Annotated in this window: 25 protein-coding genes; 12 read left to right on the plus strand and 13 right to left on the minus strand. The window is 39.7% G+C overall.

The window, feature by feature from the left end:
• The first annotated feature begins 352 nt into the window (after positions 1–352).
• From ACRQ5D_RS31125 to ACRQ5D_RS31155, 7 genes are all read left to right on the plus strand, one after another.
• Positions 353–2,308 carry a sigma 54-interacting response regulator gene (locus ACRQ5D_RS31125; RefSeq protein ID WP_091163339.1) on the plus strand — a complete coding sequence of 652 codons (1,956 nt, stop codon included), beginning with the start codon at positions 353–355 and terminating at the stop codon, positions 2,306–2,308.
• Between the two features lie 354 nt (positions 2,309–2,662).
• The gene (locus ACRQ5D_RS31130) at positions 2,663–3,403 is read left to right on the plus strand and encodes an alpha/beta fold hydrolase (protein WP_431198726.1); all 741 of its coding nucleotides are present in this window, start codon (positions 2,663–2,665) and stop codon (positions 3,401–3,403) included.
• 38 nt (positions 3,404–3,441) lie between these two features.
• Positions 3,442–3,804 (plus strand): alpha/beta fold hydrolase, encoded by a 363-nt coding sequence (locus ACRQ5D_RS31135; protein ID WP_431198727.1) that lies wholly within the window; start codon positions 3,442–3,444, stop codon positions 3,802–3,804.
• Between the two features lie 14 nt (positions 3,805–3,818).
• Positions 3,819–4,406: an alpha/beta fold hydrolase gene (locus tag ACRQ5D_RS31140; protein WP_431198728.1), complete on the plus strand. Its 588-nt coding sequence runs from the start codon at positions 3,819–3,821 to the stop codon at positions 4,404–4,406.
• Positions 4,407–4,602: 196 nt separating this feature from the next.
• Positions 4,603–5,892, plus strand: a complete 1,290-nt coding sequence (locus tag ACRQ5D_RS31145) for a tetratricopeptide repeat protein (protein WP_432327690.1) — start codon at positions 4,603–4,605, stop codon at positions 5,890–5,892.
• A 61-nt stretch (positions 5,893–5,953) separates the two neighbouring features.
• Positions 5,954–6,808: a sensor histidine kinase gene (locus tag ACRQ5D_RS31150; protein ID WP_431198730.1), complete on the plus strand. Its 855-nt coding sequence runs from the start codon at positions 5,954–5,956 to the stop codon at positions 6,806–6,808.
• Between the two features lie 342 nt (positions 6,809–7,150).
• A complete protein-coding gene (locus ACRQ5D_RS31155) occupies positions 7,151–7,540 on the plus strand; it encodes a cupin domain-containing protein (protein ID WP_218134355.1) in 390 nt (129 codons plus the stop codon).
• 150 nt (positions 7,541–7,690) lie between these two features.
• Here ACRQ5D_RS31155 and ACRQ5D_RS31160 read toward each other — a convergent pair whose 3' ends face one another.
• The 6 genes from ACRQ5D_RS31160 to ACRQ5D_RS31185 form a co-directional block, all read right to left on the minus strand.
• The gene (locus ACRQ5D_RS31160) at positions 7,691–9,238 is read right to left on the minus strand and encodes a recombinase family protein (protein ID WP_432327692.1); all 1,548 of its coding nucleotides are present in this window, start codon (positions 9,236–9,238) and stop codon (positions 7,691–7,693) included.
• The gene (locus ACRQ5D_RS31165) at positions 9,207–9,377 is read right to left on the minus strand and encodes a hypothetical protein (protein ID WP_167667790.1); all 171 of its coding nucleotides are present in this window, start codon (positions 9,375–9,377) and stop codon (positions 9,207–9,209) included. The genes ACRQ5D_RS31160 and ACRQ5D_RS31165 overlap by 32 nt, the downstream gene beginning before the upstream one ends.
• Before the next feature lie 197 nt (positions 9,378–9,574).
• Positions 9,575–9,940 (minus strand): hypothetical protein, encoded by a 366-nt coding sequence (locus ACRQ5D_RS31170; RefSeq protein ID WP_143065068.1) that lies wholly within the window; start codon positions 9,938–9,940, stop codon positions 9,575–9,577.
• Positions 9,927–10,685 carry a hypothetical protein gene (locus ACRQ5D_RS31175; RefSeq protein WP_091207524.1) on the minus strand — a complete coding sequence of 253 codons (759 nt, stop codon included), beginning with the start codon at positions 10,683–10,685 and terminating at the stop codon, positions 9,927–9,929. Before ACRQ5D_RS31175 ends, ACRQ5D_RS31170 begins: the two co-directional genes overlap by 14 nt.
• Before the next feature lie 65 nt (positions 10,686–10,750).
• Positions 10,751–11,185, minus strand: a complete 435-nt coding sequence (locus tag ACRQ5D_RS31180) for a hypothetical protein (RefSeq protein ID WP_432327695.1) — start codon at positions 11,183–11,185, stop codon at positions 10,751–10,753.
• Complete coding sequence (locus ACRQ5D_RS31185; RefSeq protein WP_432327696.1) at positions 11,149–11,805, minus strand: hypothetical protein; 657 nt, start codon at positions 11,803–11,805, stop codon at positions 11,149–11,151. The genes ACRQ5D_RS31180 and ACRQ5D_RS31185 overlap by 37 nt, the downstream gene beginning before the upstream one ends.
• Before the next feature lie 160 nt (positions 11,806–11,965).
• On the opposite strand from ACRQ5D_RS31185, the gene ACRQ5D_RS31190 reads away from it, so the two are divergent.
• Genes ACRQ5D_RS31190 through ACRQ5D_RS31200 form a run of 3 tightly spaced genes read left to right on the plus strand, consistent with a single transcriptional unit; the run spans position 11,966 to position 14,713 of the window.
• Positions 11,966–13,210 carry a DUF4365 domain-containing protein gene (locus ACRQ5D_RS31190; RefSeq protein ID WP_432327698.1) on the plus strand — a complete coding sequence of 415 codons (1,245 nt, stop codon included), beginning with the start codon at positions 11,966–11,968 and terminating at the stop codon, positions 13,208–13,210.
• Positions 13,211–13,253: 43 nt separating this feature from the next.
• Positions 13,254–13,844 carry a hypothetical protein gene (locus ACRQ5D_RS31195; RefSeq protein ID WP_432327700.1) on the plus strand — a complete coding sequence of 197 codons (591 nt, stop codon included), beginning with the start codon at positions 13,254–13,256 and terminating at the stop codon, positions 13,842–13,844.
• Between the two features lie 14 nt (positions 13,845–13,858).
• Positions 13,859–14,713, plus strand: a complete 855-nt coding sequence (locus ACRQ5D_RS31200; protein ID WP_432327701.1) for a hypothetical protein — start codon at positions 13,859–13,861, stop codon at positions 14,711–14,713.
• A 12-nt stretch (positions 14,714–14,725) separates the two neighbouring features.
• On the opposite strand, the gene ACRQ5D_RS31205 is transcribed toward ACRQ5D_RS31200, so the two are convergent.
• The 7 genes from ACRQ5D_RS31205 to ACRQ5D_RS31235 all read right to left on the minus strand — a co-directional run bounded on the left by ACRQ5D_RS31205 (position 14,726) and on the right by ACRQ5D_RS31235 (position 18,826).
• Positions 14,726–14,911, minus strand: coding sequence for a hypothetical protein (locus ACRQ5D_RS31205; protein ID WP_432327703.1), 186 nt, complete (start codon positions 14,909–14,911; stop codon positions 14,726–14,728).
• Between the two features lie 668 nt (positions 14,912–15,579).
• On the minus strand, positions 15,580–16,362 hold the full coding sequence (locus tag ACRQ5D_RS31210) for a DUF3560 domain-containing protein (protein ID WP_243487263.1): 783 nt from the start codon (positions 16,360–16,362) through the stop codon (positions 15,580–15,582).
• Positions 16,363–16,404: 42 nt separating this feature from the next.
• Positions 16,405–17,451, minus strand: coding sequence for a DUF932 domain-containing protein (locus ACRQ5D_RS31215; protein WP_091207542.1), 1,047 nt, complete (start codon positions 17,449–17,451; stop codon positions 16,405–16,407).
• Positions 17,452–17,462: 11 nt separating this feature from the next.
• Positions 17,463–17,636 (minus strand): hypothetical protein, encoded by a 174-nt coding sequence (locus ACRQ5D_RS31220; RefSeq protein ID WP_167667791.1) that lies wholly within the window; start codon positions 17,634–17,636, stop codon positions 17,463–17,465.
• Positions 17,633–17,761: a hypothetical protein gene (locus tag ACRQ5D_RS31225; RefSeq protein WP_256464371.1), complete on the minus strand. Its 129-nt coding sequence runs from the start codon at positions 17,759–17,761 to the stop codon at positions 17,633–17,635. Before ACRQ5D_RS31225 ends, ACRQ5D_RS31220 begins: the two co-directional genes overlap by 4 nt.
• A gap of 65 nt (positions 17,762–17,826) precedes the next feature.
• Positions 17,827–18,429: a hypothetical protein gene (locus ACRQ5D_RS31230; RefSeq protein WP_243487262.1), complete on the minus strand. Its 603-nt coding sequence runs from the start codon at positions 18,427–18,429 to the stop codon at positions 17,827–17,829.
• A 94-nt stretch (positions 18,430–18,523) separates the two neighbouring features.
• Positions 18,524–18,826: a hypothetical protein gene (locus tag ACRQ5D_RS31235; protein ID WP_091207545.1), complete on the minus strand. Its 303-nt coding sequence runs from the start codon at positions 18,824–18,826 to the stop codon at positions 18,524–18,526.
• Between the two features lie 94 nt (positions 18,827–18,920).
• On the opposite strand from ACRQ5D_RS31235, the gene ACRQ5D_RS31240 reads away from it, so the two are divergent.
• The gene (locus ACRQ5D_RS31240; protein ID WP_432327706.1) at positions 18,921–19,070 is read left to right on the plus strand and encodes a hypothetical protein; all 150 of its coding nucleotides are present in this window, start codon (positions 18,921–18,923) and stop codon (positions 19,068–19,070) included.
• A gap of 73 nt (positions 19,071–19,143) precedes the next feature.
• Positions 19,144–19,617: a hypothetical protein gene (locus tag ACRQ5D_RS31245; protein ID WP_091207551.1), complete on the plus strand. Its 474-nt coding sequence runs from the start codon at positions 19,144–19,146 to the stop codon at positions 19,615–19,617.
• Positions 19,618–19,746: the final 129 nt, after the last annotated feature.

The raw sequence follows: 19,746 nt of genomic DNA on the forward strand, positions 1-19,746 counted from the left end.
ACATATAAGACAAATAAGAGACGTACTTCATTAAAGATATTAAGCATAATGCTTTTTAGCAGTGATTTTATGATTACTATTTGAGTTAAAACAACGAAATATCGTGGTTCTTGAAATTCAAACCTTACGAAATATGGTTGTAATTATTAATCCATAATGGCCATCCATGTAGATCTCGGCATGAATTAAACCTTCATGTTCGTTATATTAGGTGAAAGTGATGTAATTTTAACTGATTTGAGTCGAGCGGCTGATTAAGCGTTACTTTCGATTCATTTGGCAGGATTTATGAATTAGTGCGTTTACAAAAACTGTAACCGACGAGATGTAATCAATATCAGGTGGACTAAACATGACAGACCAGTTAAGTAAGAAGATCTTGATCGTCGAAGACGAATATATCATTGCTGATGTTTTACGCAATTTATTACAGAATGCCGGCTATGATATATGCGGTATAGCTGATTCAGTTGATGAAGCCCTGGAGTTGATCGAGATCAATAGGCCTAATTTTGTCTTGTTGGATATTTACCTGAAAGGCAAATTAACCGGTATCGACCTGGCAAATCAGTTAACGGAAGAAAATATTCCATTTGTATATCTTTCTGCGAACTCCAATCAAAGTATCCTTGAAGAAGCAAAGAAAACGAATCCTTACGGCTTTATCGTAAAGCCATTCCGCGAAAAAGATGTTCTTGTGGCTTTAGACATTGCCGTTTACCGGCATGAAAACAACCTTGAAAATAAATTGAGGCAAAATGCGGCATTGCAGAAAAAAGTGGCACGGATCATTGATTTGCAAGCAGACTGGACTTACAAACTGATGCAAATCGGCCAGGCACTTCAACCTTATATTCCATTCGAATATCTATCCGTTGGCCTTAAGTCAAATGACAACAATAATGACGAAATTGGATTTATGCGTATTGGATTCGAGGAATACCAAACCATTGGTCCCAAGGAACTTATGGTTATCACCAACAAAAAATCATATGAGCTTTCAGCCTTGAAAGGAAAAAGCACATGGGAGCAGTTGGCAACCTGGTATGACGAAAAGGAGCTGCAGGCGGCTTTTAATGAACAACCGATGAGAAAACTGATAACGGAAACGTTTTCAATGAAATCGCTTTTGGTTTTTCCGGTACCCTTGTCTGGCAACCAGGCAATTTATTTCTTTTTCTACGGCCGTCGGCCAGATGCATACGACTCTGATCATTTAATATTGTGCGACCGATTCAGGAATTTAATTGGTGATTTTGCCCAAATCATGGTCTCTGACTCAAAGAGCCCTTTGGGTAGCAACCCCGTTTATAATGGAGTGCACAGAACAGCGGGACGGGAAACGAGTGCTGATTTATTTGCCGGGATTATCGGAAGCAGCCACCTTTTGTTAAATGTTTTCGATAATGTTCAACAGGTAGCGCCGGCGGATTCTTCCGTCCTTATCCTGGGCGAAAGCGGGACAGGCAAAGAAAGAATCGCAGAGCGTATTCATTACTTGTCCCCGCGTAAATCCAAACCATTTATTAAGGTAAACTGTGCTGCTTTGCCTGCCACTTTAATTGATTCCGAATTATTTGGACACGAAAAGGGTTCTTTTACCGGAGCGTTTGAGAGAAAAATAGGGCGGTTTGAACAAGCACATACAGGAACATTGTTTTTAGACGAAATTGGTGAAATCCCGTTGGAATTGCAGGTAAAGTTGTTGCGGGTACTGCAGGAAAAGGAAATTGAACGTATCGGGGGTCGAACTACTATTAAAACTGATGTTCGCATTATCGCTGCTACAAACCGCAATTTAGAAATGGAAGTCGCTGAAGGTCGCTTCCGGCTCGACCTGTATTACCGATTAAATGTTTTCCCGATTGTTATGCCTCCGCTACGCGAGCGTAAAGAAGATATCCCCGCGCTTGCTAATCATTTTTTAATTATTTACAGCCGCAAAACCGGGAAAGCAATTAAAGGCTTGTCGGAAAAGGTTTTGGAAAGTATGCAGACCTATCGCTGGCCCGGCAATATCCGTGAGCTCGAAAATCTGATCGAAAGAAGCGTGTTACTGGCTAAAAGCGACTTTATTGATACAATTGCGTTACCATTCCAAACCGAGCAACCAGCCATGAGTTTCATTGCAAATGCAAACGTTCAAACAATGAAAGAAAATGAGAAAACACATATCCTGCGGGCATTGAATGAATGCGGCTGGAAGATATGGGGCCCTGGCGGTGCCGCCAGGTTGCTGAATTTACCGCCGACTACCTTAAATTCCAAAATGAAGAAATTAGGCATTACAAGATCCTTCCAAAAATAAGCGGGACAAGTGTTCGTTTGGCTGTTTTCGGGGCCAAGCTATCGCAGCAAAATAACTGCAATCAAGGAACATCGCAGGCTACATCGCACTGTATTGACACCCAAAATACCTCTAAAAACAACGCTATTTCGTTATAATACTGAGCCAGCTACGAGATAAAGTAACACGGCTATAATTCCATTTTACAAAAATCTGATTATCAATTATTTTCAAGCACTGGCATATCTATTGAGTTGATCCCGGCGACTGCCAGTCCGATGACAATTTTAACTATCAGAACACCATGAACAAAGATTCTTCAAAAACCATAGTCTTTATAACAGGAGCATTTGTGAGCAATTCGTGTTGGGACAGATGGCGTATTTTTTTGAAGGAGAAGGCTATAAAACGATTGCTCCTCCATGGCCCGCTAAGGATGGCGCAGCCAATGACCTGCGGCAAACGCAACCGAACTCCTGTATTGCGGCCCTACGGCTGGAAAACCTAACGAATTATTTCGACGAGTTTGTCCGGCAATTGCCTGAAAAACCTATCCTAATAGGGCATTCGATGGGCGGGCTCATTACCCAAATTTTACTTGAACGGGAATTGGCAGCTGCCGGAGTAGCAATACACTCCTTGCAACCGCAAGGCGTCTTCACCTTCAAGTTCTCTTTTTATAAAGCCGGTTGGGGTCCACTTGGATTTTTTACTTCAGCAAAAAAATCCTTTTTAATGTCTTTTAAGCAATGGCAATACGCATTTACAAATGGGATGTCATATGAAGAACAAAAGGAAGGGTATTACAAATATCTTATACCAGAATCCAAACTGGTGGTTAGGGATGCCATATCCAAAGCTGCAAAGGTCGATTTTAAAAAGCCGCATGCACCTTTATTATTCATAGCAGGCTCAACCGATAATTTTATCCCGGCGGCACTGAATTACGCCAACTATAAAAAATATAAACATACTGGATCGATAACCGACTATAAAGAATTCGAAGGACAGAAATCATTTTGTTCTGGGTCAACCCACCTGGAAGGAAGACGCAGATTTTATTGCCCATTGGATAGAGCAATTACCCACCGGAAAATAGAACAACTTAGCAAATGACAGTAACAATTATCAGACAATAAAACCCCATCAAAATCATGAAAACAATTACCAAATCATTTCTCGTTCTTTTAATAGTAGCAAGCGCCGGTTGGCTGGCCCCAACACATGCCTCAGCTTTCATGGCGGCAACTAAACCAGCTGCTATTACAACGCCTGCGTCACCCCCAACTGGTTTCAAGCACCAATACGCAACAGTAAACGGCGTCAAAATTCATTACGTAACCGGCGGTAAAGGAGAGCCTTTACTTCTTATCCATGGATTCGGTCAAAACTGGTATATGTGGAACCGTTTGTTGCCTGAACTGTCAAAACACTTCAGGGTGATCGCCCCTGATCTGCGGGGCGTCGGCGAATCAGCGAAGCCAGCCGATGGATATGACAAAAAAATATGGCGATAGATATGCACGAATTAATGAAAAAACTCGGCTATAAAAATATCAATCTTGCCGGACACGACATCGGCCTGATGGTAGCCTATGCTTATGCCGCACAATTCCCGAACGAAGTTAAGAAACTGGCATTGATGGACGCATTGCTGCCAGGGGTTGAGCCTGTCTGGAGCCAGGTTAAAGCGCAGGCATGGTGGTTTGGCTTTTTCGCCCAGCCACATTCAGGCGAGCTCGTTAGTGGCAGGGTTGGGACATTCTTCACCGATTTCTGGCCTGTGGTGGGTTATGTAAAAGACGCATTTACGCAAGCTGAGCGGAATGAATTTATCCGGGCTTATTCGGTTCCAGGTGCTACCACAGGGGCTTTTCATTGGTTCGGCGCATTTAACCAGGACGGCCAGGATAATCTTGAGCTGATGAAGAATAAGCTGCCGATGCCTTTGCTGGCTATGGGATCAGATCATTTTGCCGGTTCCTTTCTTGCAGAGCATTGCAGGCTGGTAGCCACAAACGTAAAGGAATCAATCATCAAAAATTCGGGGCATTGGGTTGTGCAGGAAAATACGCCGCAGGTTCAGAAAGATCTGCTCGATTTCTTTCTGCGGAACTAAGGCGGGTAATTAAAGTAATTCGCTATATTTAATTTTAATGGTCACTATGTTATTTGCTTCAGTTGGGCGAATACTGTAGTGACCGTTAGTATTTTTTTGCGGGCGATTATTTACAAGTCATGGCTCGTTAATCACGCTAATATTTTTTTAATAACCTTTTATCACAAATTGAACGATACTTTTTGGTTAATACTCAATGGCTGCACGATCTAAAAATACTATTCTGAAGTTTCTTTTCTTTGCCGGAATGTTATTGGCAATTGTTTCCCCTTGTTTCAGCCAGCAAAACAACTTATTAAAAAAACTTCATGATAGCAAGCCAGATACTGCTCAATTAAAAATCCTACATGAATTAGGCAATTATTACCTCAAAAAGCAATATCAGAAAAAGAAGAGCGACCTGGACAGTGCAAAATACTTCTTTACTAAGGAACTTGAGCTTAGCAATGCTTTAAACGACACATCTAGGTATGGTAAGTACGAAAGCCTGGGCAAACTAGGAGAAGTCAGTTTTGCGAAAGGTAATAAAGACCAAGCCGATGCTTACTTCGTGAAAATCATAAATCATTACCAGGACATCCACGACCTCTACAATCAGGCTGGCATATTGCAACGGTTCGGTGAGAAAGAAACAGATGCTTCAGAAAAAATTGAAATTTTAAAGAAGGCGCTCGAAATTTTTCAAAAATTAAAAATGCCGGCGAGGATCATTGATGTCAACCTGGAAATTGCCGGCGGCTATGTATCGCTAAATAAATTAGATACAGCCCAACAGATTTGTAAAAAAGTTGTCAGCCAGTATAAAAACGCCAACGACCTGCAACTTGACCAAGTATACAGGCTCCTGGCGTCTGTAAACCGATATCAAGGCAATTTGAACCAATCCCTCTTTTATATCTTGAAAAGCGTCAAAATATCGGAGTCAAAGGGCAAGGCCTCTGAATCGACCTATGGTGAACTGGCACAGATCTATCAGGACCTCGGAGAAACGGAGAAGAGCATTTATTACTACAAAAAGACGATCGAGCTGAGAGAGAAAGGCAATAACGTCCCGCAGGAATATATATTCAGGACAGCGGGATTCGTAGTACAGGGGTTGATTAAATTAAAACAGCCGCGTGAAGCGCTGAATTATATCGAATATATAGAAAGGCGGCATCCGCATGACAGTAAGTTCATGGCTGCCGTAATTGAGCAAATCAAAGCAAATTGCTACGAGGCGCTAAACGAGCCTACTATGGCCGAGAAAAACTACCTGGCGATGATGAGAGATTACAATGAGGGCGGTATAAACACGGAAATAATTGAACTTGCGAAATACGATATTGCCAGGTTTTATATACATCAGAAAAAATATACCAAAGCCGCCTACTTTTCAAAGGGAGGAATAACGATAAATAGCATTCCGCGGGCCCGCGATTTTGAATTGCTTTTTTCAGATCGACTCAGCGCTGCGAAATTTTCCTTCCGCCATAAACCATTTTAAACGATATAAAGCCTTAAGCGATTCGATTTTCAACGAAGCCACAAGCAAGCAAATTGCCGAATTGCAAATTAAATATGAAACAGATCAAAAGGAGAAAGATATCAAATTACTAACTAAGAGCAATCAAATCAAGGATAACATTGCCCGACAGGCAAATACTTCACGCAATGTTGCCCTGGGCGGTAGCGCCGCGGTAGTTTTATTCATGGTGTTATTTTATTACAACTACCGGCTCAAACAAAAAACCAATAACGAGATCAGGGAGAAAAATGATGCACTTAACCAATTAGTTAAGGACAAAGAATGGCTGATCAAAGAGATACACCACCGGGTGAAAAACAATCTTCAGATCGTCATCGGCCTTTTACAAAGACAATCGTCTTTTGTCGACAACGCCGAGGCATTGGCGATCATTCAGAATAGCGAACACAGAATGCAGTCGATCGCTTTGATCCACCAAAAACTTTACCAGTCCGACGACTTGGCATTAATTGACATGGCGGACTACATTGATGGATTTGTTTCCTATCTAAAAGAATACCTTGATCCACAAAGCCGGATAATCTTTCTGCGAGAGGTGGACGCGATACAACTGGATGTTGCACAGGCTGTTCCTGTTGGCCTTATTTTGAACGAAGCGATCACGAATTCTATAAAATATGCCTTCCCCGAAGATGGCTATGGAACAATCAACATAACTCTTACTGAAACTTGTGAAAACAGCTATTTATTGATCATAGCCGACAATGGCTGGGGGCTTAAGCCGGGATTTAATATAGAGGAATGCCACTCTTTAGGGATGAAACTTATTAAGGGTTTAAGTAAACAGCTAAATGGCAAGCTTCAAATCATCAGCGAAAAAGGTTTGTGCTTAAAGATCTCGTTCAAAACCGATGCGGTTTTAATGGGAGGATGACTAATCCCCCTTCTTTCTTTAACCTACGGTACAGAACATCCCCTCCCCACTGGAATTCTTTTTCATTCAAGATTGCCTAGGACCACTGCATATCGTGGTTGTTTATTCACAACCTCGATATGTCGTACCGAAAAAACCAACAGTATATTAAATTTCTGATAATCAGAAATTTAATATACTGGCATCTAAGTTGAATGAAGGGATGATATGAACATCTTTTTCACCTTTAAAAAAAACTTTATGTTTCGCATCCTTACTTTCTCGTTGTCGGCGCTTTTATTCGCCGGCACTGCCAGCGCCCAAATTTCCAAGAACGGTCAATTTCGTCTAAATCTCCACGAAGTGAAGGCCCTCAAAACCGGTGGGGGTACAAATGCTCCCGGATCGTCCAATTATTCGGCTGTTAAGGAAATAGTAATCATGGGCAACCCCTCCAAACAAGGAATGTATATGATACTGCTGGAGATTGAACCGAATACCAAAATAGCCGCCCACATGCATCCGGACCAACGCACGGCCACGGTACTGTCGGGCACATGGCACTTTGGTTACGGTGACAAATTTGACTCATCAAAACTCAAAGAGTTGCCCGCAGGCAGTATTTATTCGGAAGTAGCCGGACAGAATCACTTTGCCATGACCGGAAAAGAACCAGTTATTGTCGAAATAACCGGGTTCGGCCCATCCGGAGTAACTTATGTCGATCCGAAAGATGACCCTTCCCATAAATAGCATAATACTTCAACTCAGAATTTTGAAATTCTAATTGGGCATATTAGCAGAGCGTCGATACTCATGTTAACATGAATTTCATTTACATATTGATTCAAACCAATTATTCTGACTATCTCTATCTTTTCCTAAGATTATTAGCCGTCATAATTATTGGGTCGAGAGTTCGAATCCCTCCGGCTCCACCCGAAGGGATTTCCAATTGGAAATCCCTTTTTTTGTCAATTCAAGCAATCCTTTTTCTTTCATTATCAGGTAGTTATGAGATAGCGATGGCATCATTGTTGGTGTTCGATAGATACCATTTTCATAGTACAAGTTGCTGTCGAACACCATAGAAATAAACTCTCTTTTTTCAATTGTAGTTGCCTGATTATAAACGTATTCCATATCTGTAAGCATGGTTAAATGGTTCGACACGAGTTTATAGCCAGATTTCGGATCTTTACTATATCTTTCTATTGTTGCGTTTAAGGTGAGAATCTCTGAATTATAGTTAGCGTACCAGCGATTGTATGTCTCTCGGTTAATCTGATTACTAATCCATTTTTCTTCCACTGCGTAAAGCTTTTCCTGAATCTTTAATAATTCTTCTTTTTTCTCTTTAGCAATTGCTTGATTTTCTTTAAACTTTTCGTTTAAAGATGCCTCTGCCTTGTTTTTGATGGCTTGAACTTGCTGTATGCTAAGACTCATAAGCTGGCAAACCTGTAGCAGCTGTTCATGTGCTTTGGTGGCACTTATATTATTATGCCGCGAATGTTTGCATTTATAGTAATAGTACCACGTACCAGCCTTGCCTTTCGATGGAGCACCGGATAATGGTTGACCACAATGACATTTTAAGATTCCCCTTAATGGTATTTCATCATCAAGGGTTTTCTTGCTTCTATCAGGCTTCATCATTTTATTTTGAACCACGTTCCAAGTTGTCATGTCAATAATTGGTTCGTGCCTTGCCGGAAATAGTCCGCCTGGATGTTCTTTAAACGCTTTTGCCCTAACCATGCCAGCGTATGCAGGATTACTTAGTACTCGTTCTACGGCCATATTACCCCCTCTGTCGAAGCCCATTTTTCTGACCTGCTCTTTAATAACATTCAAGGGAATATCCCTTAGATAAGATTCGTAGATAAAATGAACAATTTTGGCCTTTTCCTCATCAATAATTAAGGTTCGTTCTTTTCCTTCGCCTTCTTTTTTGTAGCCAAATGGTGGAAGATTACTCATGAACCGCCCCTCTTTAGCTCTGGCAGTATAATTCCCACCACGAATTTTTATGCTTCGATTGATATTGTCTTCTTCTGCTAATAGTAATTGCAAGCCCGTTCTGAAATAGCTACCTGGAGTATCATAATCAAAAACTATCCCTTCTGTGACGCTGACTATTTGGATGCTATATTGGCGCTGTAATTTTTTCACCAAAGTCATAGCCTCTCCGGCGTCACGGCTAAACCGGTCTAACTGATCGACAATGAGATAGTCAACATTGCCCTGATGCTTTTTTATAAATTGCTGAAGTTTTAAAAAATCTGGCCTGTCAAAAGTTTTGGCGCTGTGGCCACGGTCAATAAAACTATCTACAAGCAGGATTTTATTATATTCAATATATTGGTCCGTATAAAGTTCCTGGCGTTCTATCGATCCGTTACTTTGTCCAAGATTACTAAATCTCAGATACCTGATCGCTCGTTTCATTTAATTCTCTTAAAGTTGCGTTGACAATTATTTCTGATATCAGATTGATCAGCTTTAGTTCTTTTTGCTGTTCAACCTCTTCAATATTCTGTATGATGGCTTCATCAACAGAAAGTGTACCTGTTTTTTTAGCTTTCATAGGCAATTTTCTAAGCCCGAATATTGAGTTATCGAACACAATTTTATCAGGAGTACTTAGGAAGTACCTAAAACTAAATCAGGAAAATTGGATGAGTTTGGATTTTAAATGATTGCAGAAAGCAGAAAATACAAGAATACGGTTCAATATAATCTATTGAATCCTTATTGTGGAGTAATAAAATTTAGAAAATTTAATTAAGCTACCTCGTTCGCTTCCTCTTCGATCCCCTTTGCAATAGATATAACCCGGTTAGATGGGCTCGGAAAATATGTGAACAACATATTTTCATAGATTTCAAGAAAATCCTTTTTAAAAATTGGTGAAGTGCTGCCAGAAAAGCTAACGAAGATATTTTTAATAGCAGTTTTACCTATAAACAATTTATACTCAGCGTCAGTAACATGATATGCAGCCAGCGTCTCTTCATAAGTTGAAAAGTCTTTGTCTTTCATACTATGCTGAACAGCTAAACAACGTTGATCAAGCTGTTTGTTTGTATCACCAATCAACTCTTCTCCGATGTAACCAGCCTCTGTATATTTGTTTCTATCCAGTAACATAATCATTAAAATTAGTTAAAAGTTCCTGATTATTCAAATTTATTTCACCGTGCCAGTCACTATTACGCAGGATTGACACCATTTCAGGCATACTACTCCATTTATTAATTGGAAATGCTTTACCGTCTGGTTCCTGATTGTAATAATTGTCAAATACCTCTTTAACCTTTTTAAATTCTTCTGCTTTCAAAGATAATTTTGCATTTGCCAGAATAAGGCTCATTTCAGGTTTGTTAACCGCTGTAAAATGTGCTTTAGCCCAAACAAAACCACCATCTTCTAATGCCGCGTGAACTTTAATCAAATCAACGCCGATATTTAAATATTGTTGTAAACCGATTTTCAGCATTGTTTTACCATGGCCCTGATTTCGAGCTGTCTTTGGAATTCTGAAAAAATCGTGCATTACCGTTTTTTCATTATTGTCCTTTATAAAGGTTCTGGAAAAAACAAGGCCATTTTGGGGATCGTCATGATCCTCCGAAAAATATTGAATAATTAGCTCCTGGGGATCTTTTTCGTCAAAACTAATCACTTTGGTAAGTTTCTTTGAAGTCATCGGACTAAGCATATTGTTAATCTCTGATAAGAATTGAAGCAATTCAAAACCATCAAAGTTGGCATTTAAAAAGTCAACTAATGATGTTTTACTTCCTGGCGCATATAACACAAAACCTAACGCCTGGCATGAGAGCCATTCTGCTTCAGTAATTATATGTTTGGTAGGTGAAGGTGAAACAGGCATACCATAAGATTTTGGGTAAAATTAATCAGATTCAATTACAGTATCCGATTTTATATCTCGAAGGATTAAAATAATTCAGGAGTATTTATTACCTGATAATTTTCTTCATCAATCTTTTCAAACCATTGTTGATTTATTGGTAATTTTTCTTTTGCAAAGGTGTATTTTGGTTCTGGATGATTATACAACATCATTTTAGGCGATTCATCACTATATGGTGAAAGTCTTTGAACCAGCAAAACCGCAGAAACCGATGAATTGACCAAGTGCTGCTTTGCGATAAAAAATCCGAAATCCCTACAAAGTTTCAAGGGTAACTTATCCTGAAACCTTGCGCCCTCAAATAATGCCAGTTCCATATCTAAATGGCCAAGAAACATATCCTCACTATTCAATGCAATAATGTAAGGACCATTTAAATCATATTTTGACGGACGTTTATCGTTTAAAGCTGTGAGAACATTTAAATGAGGTGTAACAACCTGTGCAGGGTTCTGCATAAATCCGATCCCTCGCTTAACGGATGACGAGAGCTGACAATAAGGTGATGTTGATTTTCCAGCCACCATCTTCTATAAATAGTTGCCTGGCTCGATGCTGATCGTTTATATAGTTCCGTATATGATGACAGAATCTTTTTTAAAGAGGGAGTATTTGGGGCGCAAGTAAGCCACTCTATATTGATAAAATACTCCTGTTTATCTATTTTTTTGAATGAATCCAGGATAACTGATTGTAATTCCTCTATAGTATCAGTTATTCCGGAGTTGCTTGAACATGTACATTCAACATATACGGTTTTACCATCAATACTAACCTTAAAATCTGGAGTAGCAACTTTACCTCTATCCAATGCTTCAATAGGAAATCCTTTATTTCTAAAGTAATGAAATATATACAACTCAAATAAGGCAGCGGTATGCTGCTTGTTATTTTTTGACCGGAACCGCTTCAGAAATTCAGTAGTAACCGGAAATCCATCACTCCATAAATTAATCTTTTTTCTTGCTCTTTCGGCCTCGTCAATAGCTGAGGTATTTAAAAATGTATAATGTTCAACTACGAAATTATCACGGTTGATGTCAGTTCTTTCAAAATCATCAAAGAGCTTATTTACCATTGGAATAAGGTGTTATATAAATTCTAAAATAATACATCCTAAACAATGTTAACAGTTGTTTCCATTAAATAGGCAATTAAACTGTGTTAGCAGATGGACAACGCGTGTTTTAATATTTGAAAATCTTTAATTTAGTAATCGCCAGAAACTTTATCAATTTATGGGCAAGAAAACTTCAGGAAAAAAGAAAACGGACTACACGGATGACTTTAAAGCAATAGATGGAAGAAAAAAGGGCAATTTGTTGCTCCAAAAGACTTTCGATGAAATAGGAAATATCTATTCCGGAATTCATATTTCTGTTGTGAGTGAGGAAAACCAGGATGACCGAGGAATCGATTTTCAGGTTGAAATTATTGGAAAAGCTAAAAACGAAACTCTTGAGATATTTAAGTTGCAAAATAAAGGTACCCTTGACCCGGTAAAACCTTTAATTAAAACGGAAAATAAAGGCTTAATATCATTTCAAATTTCTTTACGGCATGTTCGTTATTACCGGCAGGAGATACCTTTTGCTACCATGTTTATGTTGTGCGACGTGCCTAACCAAAAGGTTTTTTGGCACGCCATCCAACTCGATGATAGTGTCGATGATAGAGTTGATCAAGCTGGTGATGATCAGGAAAGTGTGCAAATCTATATTAATCCGGCTCATCAACTCAATGCACAAAATTTTGAAAAGTTTTTAGATCAGATCGGGGAATCTAAATCAACACAGTTTTATAAAACCACAGATAAAGATAGCCCCATTTTTTCCAATGGAGCTGATTTTGAGGTAGACGAAAAGAAACCATTATTAGACCAGGTTTATGATTTATTTGAATACCTATATGACGAGATCAGGTATCTCCCAAGGCACCTGTTAATCCGAAATAAACCTTTTAAAAAGGCTGATGGTTTCATTCCATACATTAATTCTTTCAAAGCAACCACTGATAATAAAGAATTGATAGAATTGTTCGACTCTTTTCAGGTTAATGATGACCATTCCATTACATTTAAAAATCCATCACTAATCAGTGGTGTTGTTGATGCGGAAAATAAAGCAAAGCTGGTTTTAAAGAAATTTACTGAAAATCATATTTATTGGCTTGGAAATGATTCCAGGAAATCGGATGTATCATTGAGGTATTTCCCGGATCAGGAATGTGATTGTGTCGCTTGCCGGTATTACAAGTTAGATATTCCAGGTTCAATTAAATCAATTGATAATCAACCTACTGAAGGGTTACTTGATAAAATGAAGGTTGCCTACATGCATTACCAATTAGGTAATTTTGTTAAAGCAGCTGAAATGCAAAAAACAATTGCTAAAGAAGCAAAAATCGCGAAAAAGCCGGTTATTTATGCCATTACACAGTTTAACCTGATTAAACTGGGAAGATTGATAAAGGGGGTATTATGATATCGATATTATAAATACTGCTGCTTCGGATCAGAATATTGATTTGGATAAGGTAGTTTTAAGATCTGCCACCAAAGGGCATAATCTGAAGCTTGCAAAATGGATAAAAAATCAAAATTTCATCAATGAGCCAGCTTATGAAATTCACGAAGCGGTTGGTAAGATCAGGGACAACTACCAATCTTTTATTGACGGCAATGTTGGCAGAAACAGGCATTTCAATGAACTGATTGATTCAGTTGCTCAACTTAATTCTTTTGTAAATGGCAATTATATTGTTTTTGATAGATGGGGTGAATACAAGCAACTAATTGATGCAATGACTGAAGGGCTTTTCGCTGCTTATGCTATGAAAGACGAAAACCCCAATCTACCACAGAAAATTAACGATTATCATCTGCATCGGATGATTTTTGACGGAAGTCAGGAAATGATCTGGCGATATTTCAATAAGTACCGGCTTACATCTATAGCCTACGAACCATGGGAAAAAGATGATAACCTTCATTTGTTAATTAAAAATCTTCTCGCAAACAATCATTTGGTAGATGAAGCCTTTAAAAATTACAGCCCGGATGATGGTTTTTTTGGAGAAACAAATACCCCTCCTTATTCGCTAACACACTTTGTATAGCTTCGATTGTAGAAATGAGCGATCTGGAAGCAGAAACGGTTATATCTCAAATCATTTGTTGTATTAACAATGGGCCATTACATTCACCTGATTGTTACGTAAATGTCAACTCATTTATCGTCAAAAAACATCCTCAGTTAGCTTCATCGACACTTGAACGACTTTTCTGGTTTTCACTGCTCCAAAAAGATGCTTATGCGCAAGCGAGGATTAGTATAGTGTCCAATGCCATAAAATTCCGTGGTATAAAATTGCAGGTTTCAAAAGCTGAGGAAAAGGTTTTAATGAATAGTAATGCTAAGGACGACGAAAGAAGAGAAAATAATATTGGCGTATATGTTTATCCAATATTACCTGCAACCCTTCAAAAGAAGATTATCAATAAACTGGAAAAGAGACTTGATCATAAATTTGATGCCTATCAGTATTACTATGCAAGTATTTATGATCTGCCCTTAGATCTTAAATATTTGGATAAGTTCATTGCTCAGGCTGTTCCAGATCCTAACCGGCCAAATTTTCAGGCCATGCTCGGTAGCGAGACTGAAAATAAATACCCGATGTTTGATATGCTACTTAATCTCTGCTTTAAAATGGAGATAGACCTAAAAAAAATTACCGATTTGAATTTCTTTGGTTACGGTGATTATTACGATTGGTTACTTGACATTGCCAATTTTGATTATTCTAAATTTAAGGTCAGATGGATTGGACTCTATGCCACTAAATTTTACTTTGCCGCATTTAGAAAGCATCCGGTCATAAAATCAACATTAGAAACTTATTTAAAATCTAAACGGGATAACCGGATGGAGCGGCTTTACATTGATCTTTATAATCCGCTAAATATTGAATCAGTAGAAGATTAAAGTGCTAACTAATTAATTTAAATAATGTGCTGGCAATTCTTCAAGTGGGCGGGCATCATCCCAAATTTTAGATAAGTGGATTTTGTTGATAGCCTCAATAATAACATCCCTAAAACCATCGTCAAATGTACCTCCGGAGATTTGCTTCCAGGAAGTACCTGATAGTTTTTCAATTACCAGTATGCCGCTATTATCCAACTGTACGAAAAAACCAATCGTTCCTTTTCATAGTTGACAAATGTTGTCAGGCCAAAATCGCGATTTTGATCATTGAATTTAAATTTGACATCTATCATATCGGTTCTGTTTAGTATTTCTAAGGTAGGTATAATTGATTCAAAATCCTTATCTGGTAATACCAATATATAGTTGTAATTTATAAGTAGAACGTATAGGTTACCTTAAAATAATTTCTTTTGCTTCTTTTCTTTGATCACAAAGAAAAGAAGTCTAACCCTATCAAAAAAGGGGCCTCAGCCCCTATATTAGCCGTTATACGGCCTTTTTAAAATAAAATAGAAGGTTGGTTCCTCCTCCCAAATGAAGGCTTTAACGGGTTCTTCTATGCGTTTTTTGGGCAGCATTTCCAATTCCCGGTTTAAATCGCCTGGTATGTCCGGTGGGTGATCTGCAATATTTATTTTAATTGATTGTTGTTGACTATTAAAGGCAAATGCCACCCGCAAAGGCCTCACACTTAAAATAGTAACAATTTCAGCTTTCCGTTTTTTCAAGGTATGGTAAACATCCCAAAGCGCATTTTGAAAAGTGAATCCGATACCGTTAACGGAGTGATTTTTAAATAGCCGTCCGTTTTTCTTACGGACGGCTAACCTGAATGCAAATTCATAACAAATTGTCATGTCTCATTTTGAAGTTATATTCTTAACTATAATCTGAGCATCTAAATAAGCGCTCCGGCTGATGTGTCGTTGCCATGCACCCTCTCTTGGTGACCAGCGGAAACCCGCAGATTTCAGTTTTTTGCGGGTGATTTCATCAGGCTTACCGGGGAATATGATTTGCAAGTGGTTCGCCTCTTTGTTTTCAAAAATGCGTATATCGTTTATTGTCTCGTCGATTGCTGTTTTAACCTCCAGCTTTTTAAGTTGGTCGATACGCTGCTGAATACGGCGTATATTGGCGTTATTATTGGAGAGGCTAAAATGTGCAAATCCTTTGCCATAACCGGGGCTGGTTTTATTTAATTCATCCCAAAGGTATTCACTTGCAGCCTCTAATTTTAAAAAACATTCTTTATCGCCTTTCCTAAGACATTTGTTAGAAGACTTCATAAACTCCTGTGCCTTTTTTAATTCATTTAATTTGGCGTTCAGCTTTTCCAGGGCTTTAGGGTCATCCGAAAATATGGCGTCATTATTTTCAATAGTTTTTGCTTTGTCCTGATAATAGGCAGCTTTATCCAATTTGATATTTGCCTGTTGAAATTTATTGCTGATGCGGTTTCGGTAATTACGATCTCGTTTTTCTGAGTGATGGCCAATTAAAATAGGCTGCCCCATAGGTATAACGCTTGCCATTTCTGAGGCTGTTGTATACAGGCTTTCCGCTTCCTGGGTGTTCTTTTTAGCTAAGCGGTGAGCGTTTATTATGCGGTTTTCTTTACGTTCTTCAAAATCGTGTTTCATGATTGTAGAATTTTGGCGGGGGCAAATGCCCCCGCCTTGTTATTAATTGAGTATAAAATCACCGCCTCCAAACTTTTCAAAGTCATGGCAGAGATTAAATGCAGTTTGTGTTTTTGTCAGGCCATTGCCAAACATGACGGACTTTAGTTTTTGCTCTTCGCTTTTGTAGTCCAATACATTTTGAAAATACCCTGTGATCGCATTGTATGCACCAAATAAAGTTCCGCGGGTGGTGTCCATTTGTTGGGTTGGATTGGTGAAGGCATAGGTACAAATACGTTCAACGGTATTTTTAAACCTGCTTGAAAACTCGTCAGGTGCTTCGTCTGTCAATATTTTATTTAGCACCTCTTTGCTTGGTGCCATTGCCAATTGCACCAGTTTAAGCACTTCCTTATCACGGATGCGGATTTGTGACCAACGGTTAAATACATCGCTCAACTGGTCGGCTAAGGTGTTGGTGAAGCCCATAATTTTGTGTGCCTCTTCCAAACGTTCTTTGGCACTTTCCGTATGGCGGATTTTGTGGCAATTGGTCATATTTCGCAATGCTGCGTTAAGCGTGTTGTTACATACTATACGAATTGGGGTAAATGCAATAGTGATACTGCCAAAACCATCGTGCGAGGTGGTGAGGAACAAATATTTTTCGATCAGGTCGTCATTACCAACACGAATGTAACCCGGCAATTTGGCGGTAATAAAAATACGTTCACCGTTACCCAATGCTCCGGCTGTTTCATATAAAACGCCATCGCCACCGCCTACAATGGCATCAAAAAATTTAAAGGCATCCCGGTTTTGTACAATTTCGTATTCACTACCGATTACCCCCAAAACCTGATTTGTATCTGTGCGAACGGTAGCAAATTTTTCAGGCACAAAAAGATCATCGGAATACCGCCCCTGCTGATCGTATGCGTATAATGACCATTTTTCTACTTCATAGTCCAGTCCGGCTACCTGTATAGCTTCGGCACTGGTCAGGTAACGGTCAACGACCTGCCCGAGGCCGTGCCATGCTCTTTCCTTAACGCTCATAAAAGCGTGTTTACCTGTTAGTTGATTGAAATTTATATTATCTGGCATGATTGTAAATGTTATTTGGTTTTCAATTCCATTATTTCGGTTTTCAGCACCTGCACATTTTCGGTGCTGGTAATGCTCAAATTGGTTTCCCTTTGCAGTTCGCTAATGGCGTTATGTATGTGCTTGTAGGGCGTGTTTACCGTTACTTTAATGAGCAAATACAAGGTGTCGTTATGCTTATTCATAATTGATAGGAGTTTATGAACTCGGCAAATTCAAACTGGAAAACTGCGGGGTTTTCCTTTGCTAACTGTTCGGCGTAGCCGTCCCAAAAAAGCTGGTTTGTTAACTCGATAAATAGCTCGTACATCTTAATTCCTATTTAATGGGTTGGTTAAAAAAAGTCTCCCGGTAGTTCCGGGAGGCAAGAGTTAATTAGTTAGGAAAAACGATTTCTGCCTCGATTTCTGAAAGTTTAGACACACAGGCATCGTAAACAAACTGTGCAGTCATCGCAATGAGGTTTGGTGTGTTTGTGGTAAACTTGTTACCCTTGTCATCCTCAATGATCAGTTTGCAACCCTGATAAAAATTGCTTTCCAGTTGGTCGGCATTTTCGGCCAGTTTGATCTGAAAATCTTCTAAAGTTTTGATCCGGGCGATTAAGGCTAAACGCTGAATATTTTTGCGGTGCAGGCCCTCAACGTATTTTACGGTCTGCTCCAAATTCAAGGCAGGTTTAAGAAATTTAATTTCTCCTGCGGGCTGTTCTTTCACCTCTTCGGTTTTAGGTTGCTCATGGCCTGTTGCCGGTTGCTCATTAGCGGAGGCCTTAGTTTCTGTTGCCGGTGTGGGCGCAGCTTGCGCAGCCTGGGCAGCGGGTTCAATTTTGGCGGGGTCGTTTTTAACAAGTCCATCGTTTTTTTCATTGTCTTTGCCGGGGATGCTCGGGCGGTTGGTGGTTTCGATTTTTTTGCTGTCGTTTTTTGCGGTTGCTGCACCTTGTGTAGTTCCGCTGTTTTTGGTTGTTGTGCTCATTTTCTGCGCTTTAAAGGGTTAAAAATTTGTTTGATACTTTTTTTCGCCTGGCTCATTCGGCTATCGCCTCATTTGCCTTTTGTTAAGCACCCCATTATTTGCGCGCGGGGAAAAGAGACAAGGCTGACGCTAAAAAATACGCTGCCAACACATCGCGGCGCAGCCGCAGCCTTTGAAATTGCAGGAAGATTTTTTTGACGGCACTCCGCATGGCCTTGGCTCGCGGCGAGGGATTCCTTTGCGTAACAAAAGGCAAATGAGGCGATAGCCGTCTGAAGAATACCAGCGCTGCGGCGGTCATGAAAACCGACCTGAACGGCACGAGCGCCTGACGGTTACCGTTACCGTCCGTAAGCGAAAGGCCGGGCAGGTCATCGCAGTGTATATTGCGCTGCAATACACAACAAGCGTTGCAAAATCATATCACGGTCAGGGAAAAGGGAATTGCCTTTACGGCGGCTGCACAAAGGGAGGAATATAGCGGCAGCGGAATGACGAGTATTGTGCAGAGCAAAGCGGTCGCTGTAATGGCTATTTCCCGTGCGAGCGAAGCGGGTGAGCAATGGAGCATTGCGGAATGCGAACTTGCTACAGCGATAGCCGCATCAGGGGGGCAGCGGCATCCTCCGGAGGAGATATAGCGGAACACCCGGCCCGCAGGGGATGCCCAGCGCCTGAAAATTGCTTTTATATGTAGATTTTGTATTTTTAGGAATGGAGATTTTGACCGATGAGCAGGCCATCGAAAAGGTCGATCATTTTTTTATAGAAACTTTTAAAAGGTACGCTTTATTGAAAGCGTTTGCGGAAGTCTTAAGGTTTCCCTTCTTTGCCTTCTACAAAGGTGGAGGTCATGTAAGATATGATGATCATCTTATATCTTCTCACTTTGAACCTTTTCCACTCTTGGGTGGGCGGTCTGCAAACTTGGTCATTGGTGTAAAATATCGTAAAGATTATATGGAGATCATTTGGTCTTCATTTCATGAATGGGGCCACTTATCACAACCAACGCTCACGAATGAAATCAGGCTAAATCCACTCTTAACACATCAAAGGGAAAGTGATGCCTGGGATAGAGCAGAAACGAAGCTGAAAGATTTTGCTATCCTTCAGCCTCATATGCATAAGTTTTACATTTACCGGGATCAGTGTCTTAATGATTATTACGACAAAATCCCTAAATAATAAATAGTTCTACAGGTAACCGAGAACATTAACCGCAACAATTGCAGCCTCCAGGCTAACATCCTGAGAACGATTTAATTTATACTGAAAGTCCAGTTGTTTCAACCAGTTAAGCAGGTAATTTAATTC

This window comes from Mucilaginibacter sp. P25 (assembly GCF_050859465.1).
Taxonomy (GTDB): domain Bacteria; phylum Bacteroidota; class Bacteroidia; order Sphingobacteriales; family Sphingobacteriaceae; genus Mucilaginibacter; species Mucilaginibacter gossypii.

Bases quoted from the DNA above. Each gene is read 5' to 3' on its own strand.
- ACRQ5D_RS31135 (WP_431198727.1), top strand. From the start codon at position 3,442: ATGAAAACAATTACCAAATCATTTCTCGTTCTTTTAATAGTAGCAAGC.
- ACRQ5D_RS31185 (WP_432327696.1), bottom strand. From the start codon at position 11,805: ATGGTAAATAAGCTCTTTGATGATTTTGAAAGAACTGACATCAACCGT.
- ACRQ5D_RS31220 (WP_167667791.1), bottom strand. From the start codon at position 17,636: ATGAATAAGCATAACGACACCTTGTATTTGCTCATTAAAGTAACGGTA.
- ACRQ5D_RS31130 (WP_431198726.1), top strand. From the start codon at position 2,663: ATGGCGTATTTTTTTGAAGGAGAAGGCTATAAAACGATTGCTCCTCCA.
- ACRQ5D_RS31245 (WP_091207551.1), top strand. From the start codon at position 19,144: ATGGAGATTTTGACCGATGAGCAGGCCATCGAAAAGGTCGATCATTTT.
- ACRQ5D_RS31145 (WP_432327690.1), top strand. From the start codon at position 4,603: ATGGCTGCACGATCTAAAAATACTATTCTGAAGTTTCTTTTCTTTGCC.
- ACRQ5D_RS31180 (WP_432327695.1), bottom strand. From the start codon at position 11,185: ATGCAGAACCCTGCACAGGTTGTTACACCTCATTTAAATGTTCTCACA.
- ACRQ5D_RS31125 (WP_091163339.1), top strand. From the start codon at position 353: ATGACAGACCAGTTAAGTAAGAAGATCTTGATCGTCGAAGACGAATAT.
- ACRQ5D_RS31215 (WP_091207542.1), bottom strand. From the start codon at position 17,451: ATGCCAGATAATATAAATTTCAATCAACTAACAGGTAAACACGCTTTT.
- ACRQ5D_RS31140 (WP_431198728.1), top strand. From the start codon at position 3,819: ATGAAAAAACTCGGCTATAAAAATATCAATCTTGCCGGACACGACATC.
- ACRQ5D_RS31200 (WP_432327701.1), top strand. From the start codon at position 13,859: ATGAGCGATCTGGAAGCAGAAACGGTTATATCTCAAATCATTTGTTGT.
- ACRQ5D_RS31210 (WP_243487263.1), bottom strand. From the start codon at position 16,362: ATGAAACACGATTTTGAAGAACGTAAAGAAAACCGCATAATAAACGCT.
- ACRQ5D_RS31165 (WP_167667790.1), bottom strand. From the start codon at position 9,377: ATGAAAGCTAAAAAAACAGGTACACTTTCTGTTGATGAAGCCATCATA.
- ACRQ5D_RS31230 (WP_243487262.1), bottom strand. From the start codon at position 18,429: ATGAGCACAACAACCAAAAACAGCGGAACTACACAAGGTGCAGCAACC.
- ACRQ5D_RS31190 (WP_432327698.1), top strand. From the start codon at position 11,966: ATGGGCAAGAAAACTTCAGGAAAAAAGAAAACGGACTACACGGATGAC.
- ACRQ5D_RS31225 (WP_256464371.1), bottom strand. From the start codon at position 17,761: ATGTACGAGCTATTTATCGAGTTAACAAACCAGCTTTTTTGGGACGGC.
- ACRQ5D_RS31170 (WP_143065068.1), bottom strand. From the start codon at position 9,940: ATGTTACTGGATAGAAACAAATATACAGAGGCTGGTTACATCGGAGAA.
- ACRQ5D_RS31175 (WP_091207524.1), bottom strand. From the start codon at position 10,685: ATGCCTGTTTCACCTTCACCTACCAAACATATAATTACTGAAGCAGAA.
- ACRQ5D_RS31160 (WP_432327692.1), bottom strand. From the start codon at position 9,238: ATGAAACGAGCGATCAGGTATCTGAGATTTAGTAATCTTGGACAAAGT.
- ACRQ5D_RS31240 (WP_432327706.1), top strand. From the start codon at position 18,921: ATGACGAGTATTGTGCAGAGCAAAGCGGTCGCTGTAATGGCTATTTCC.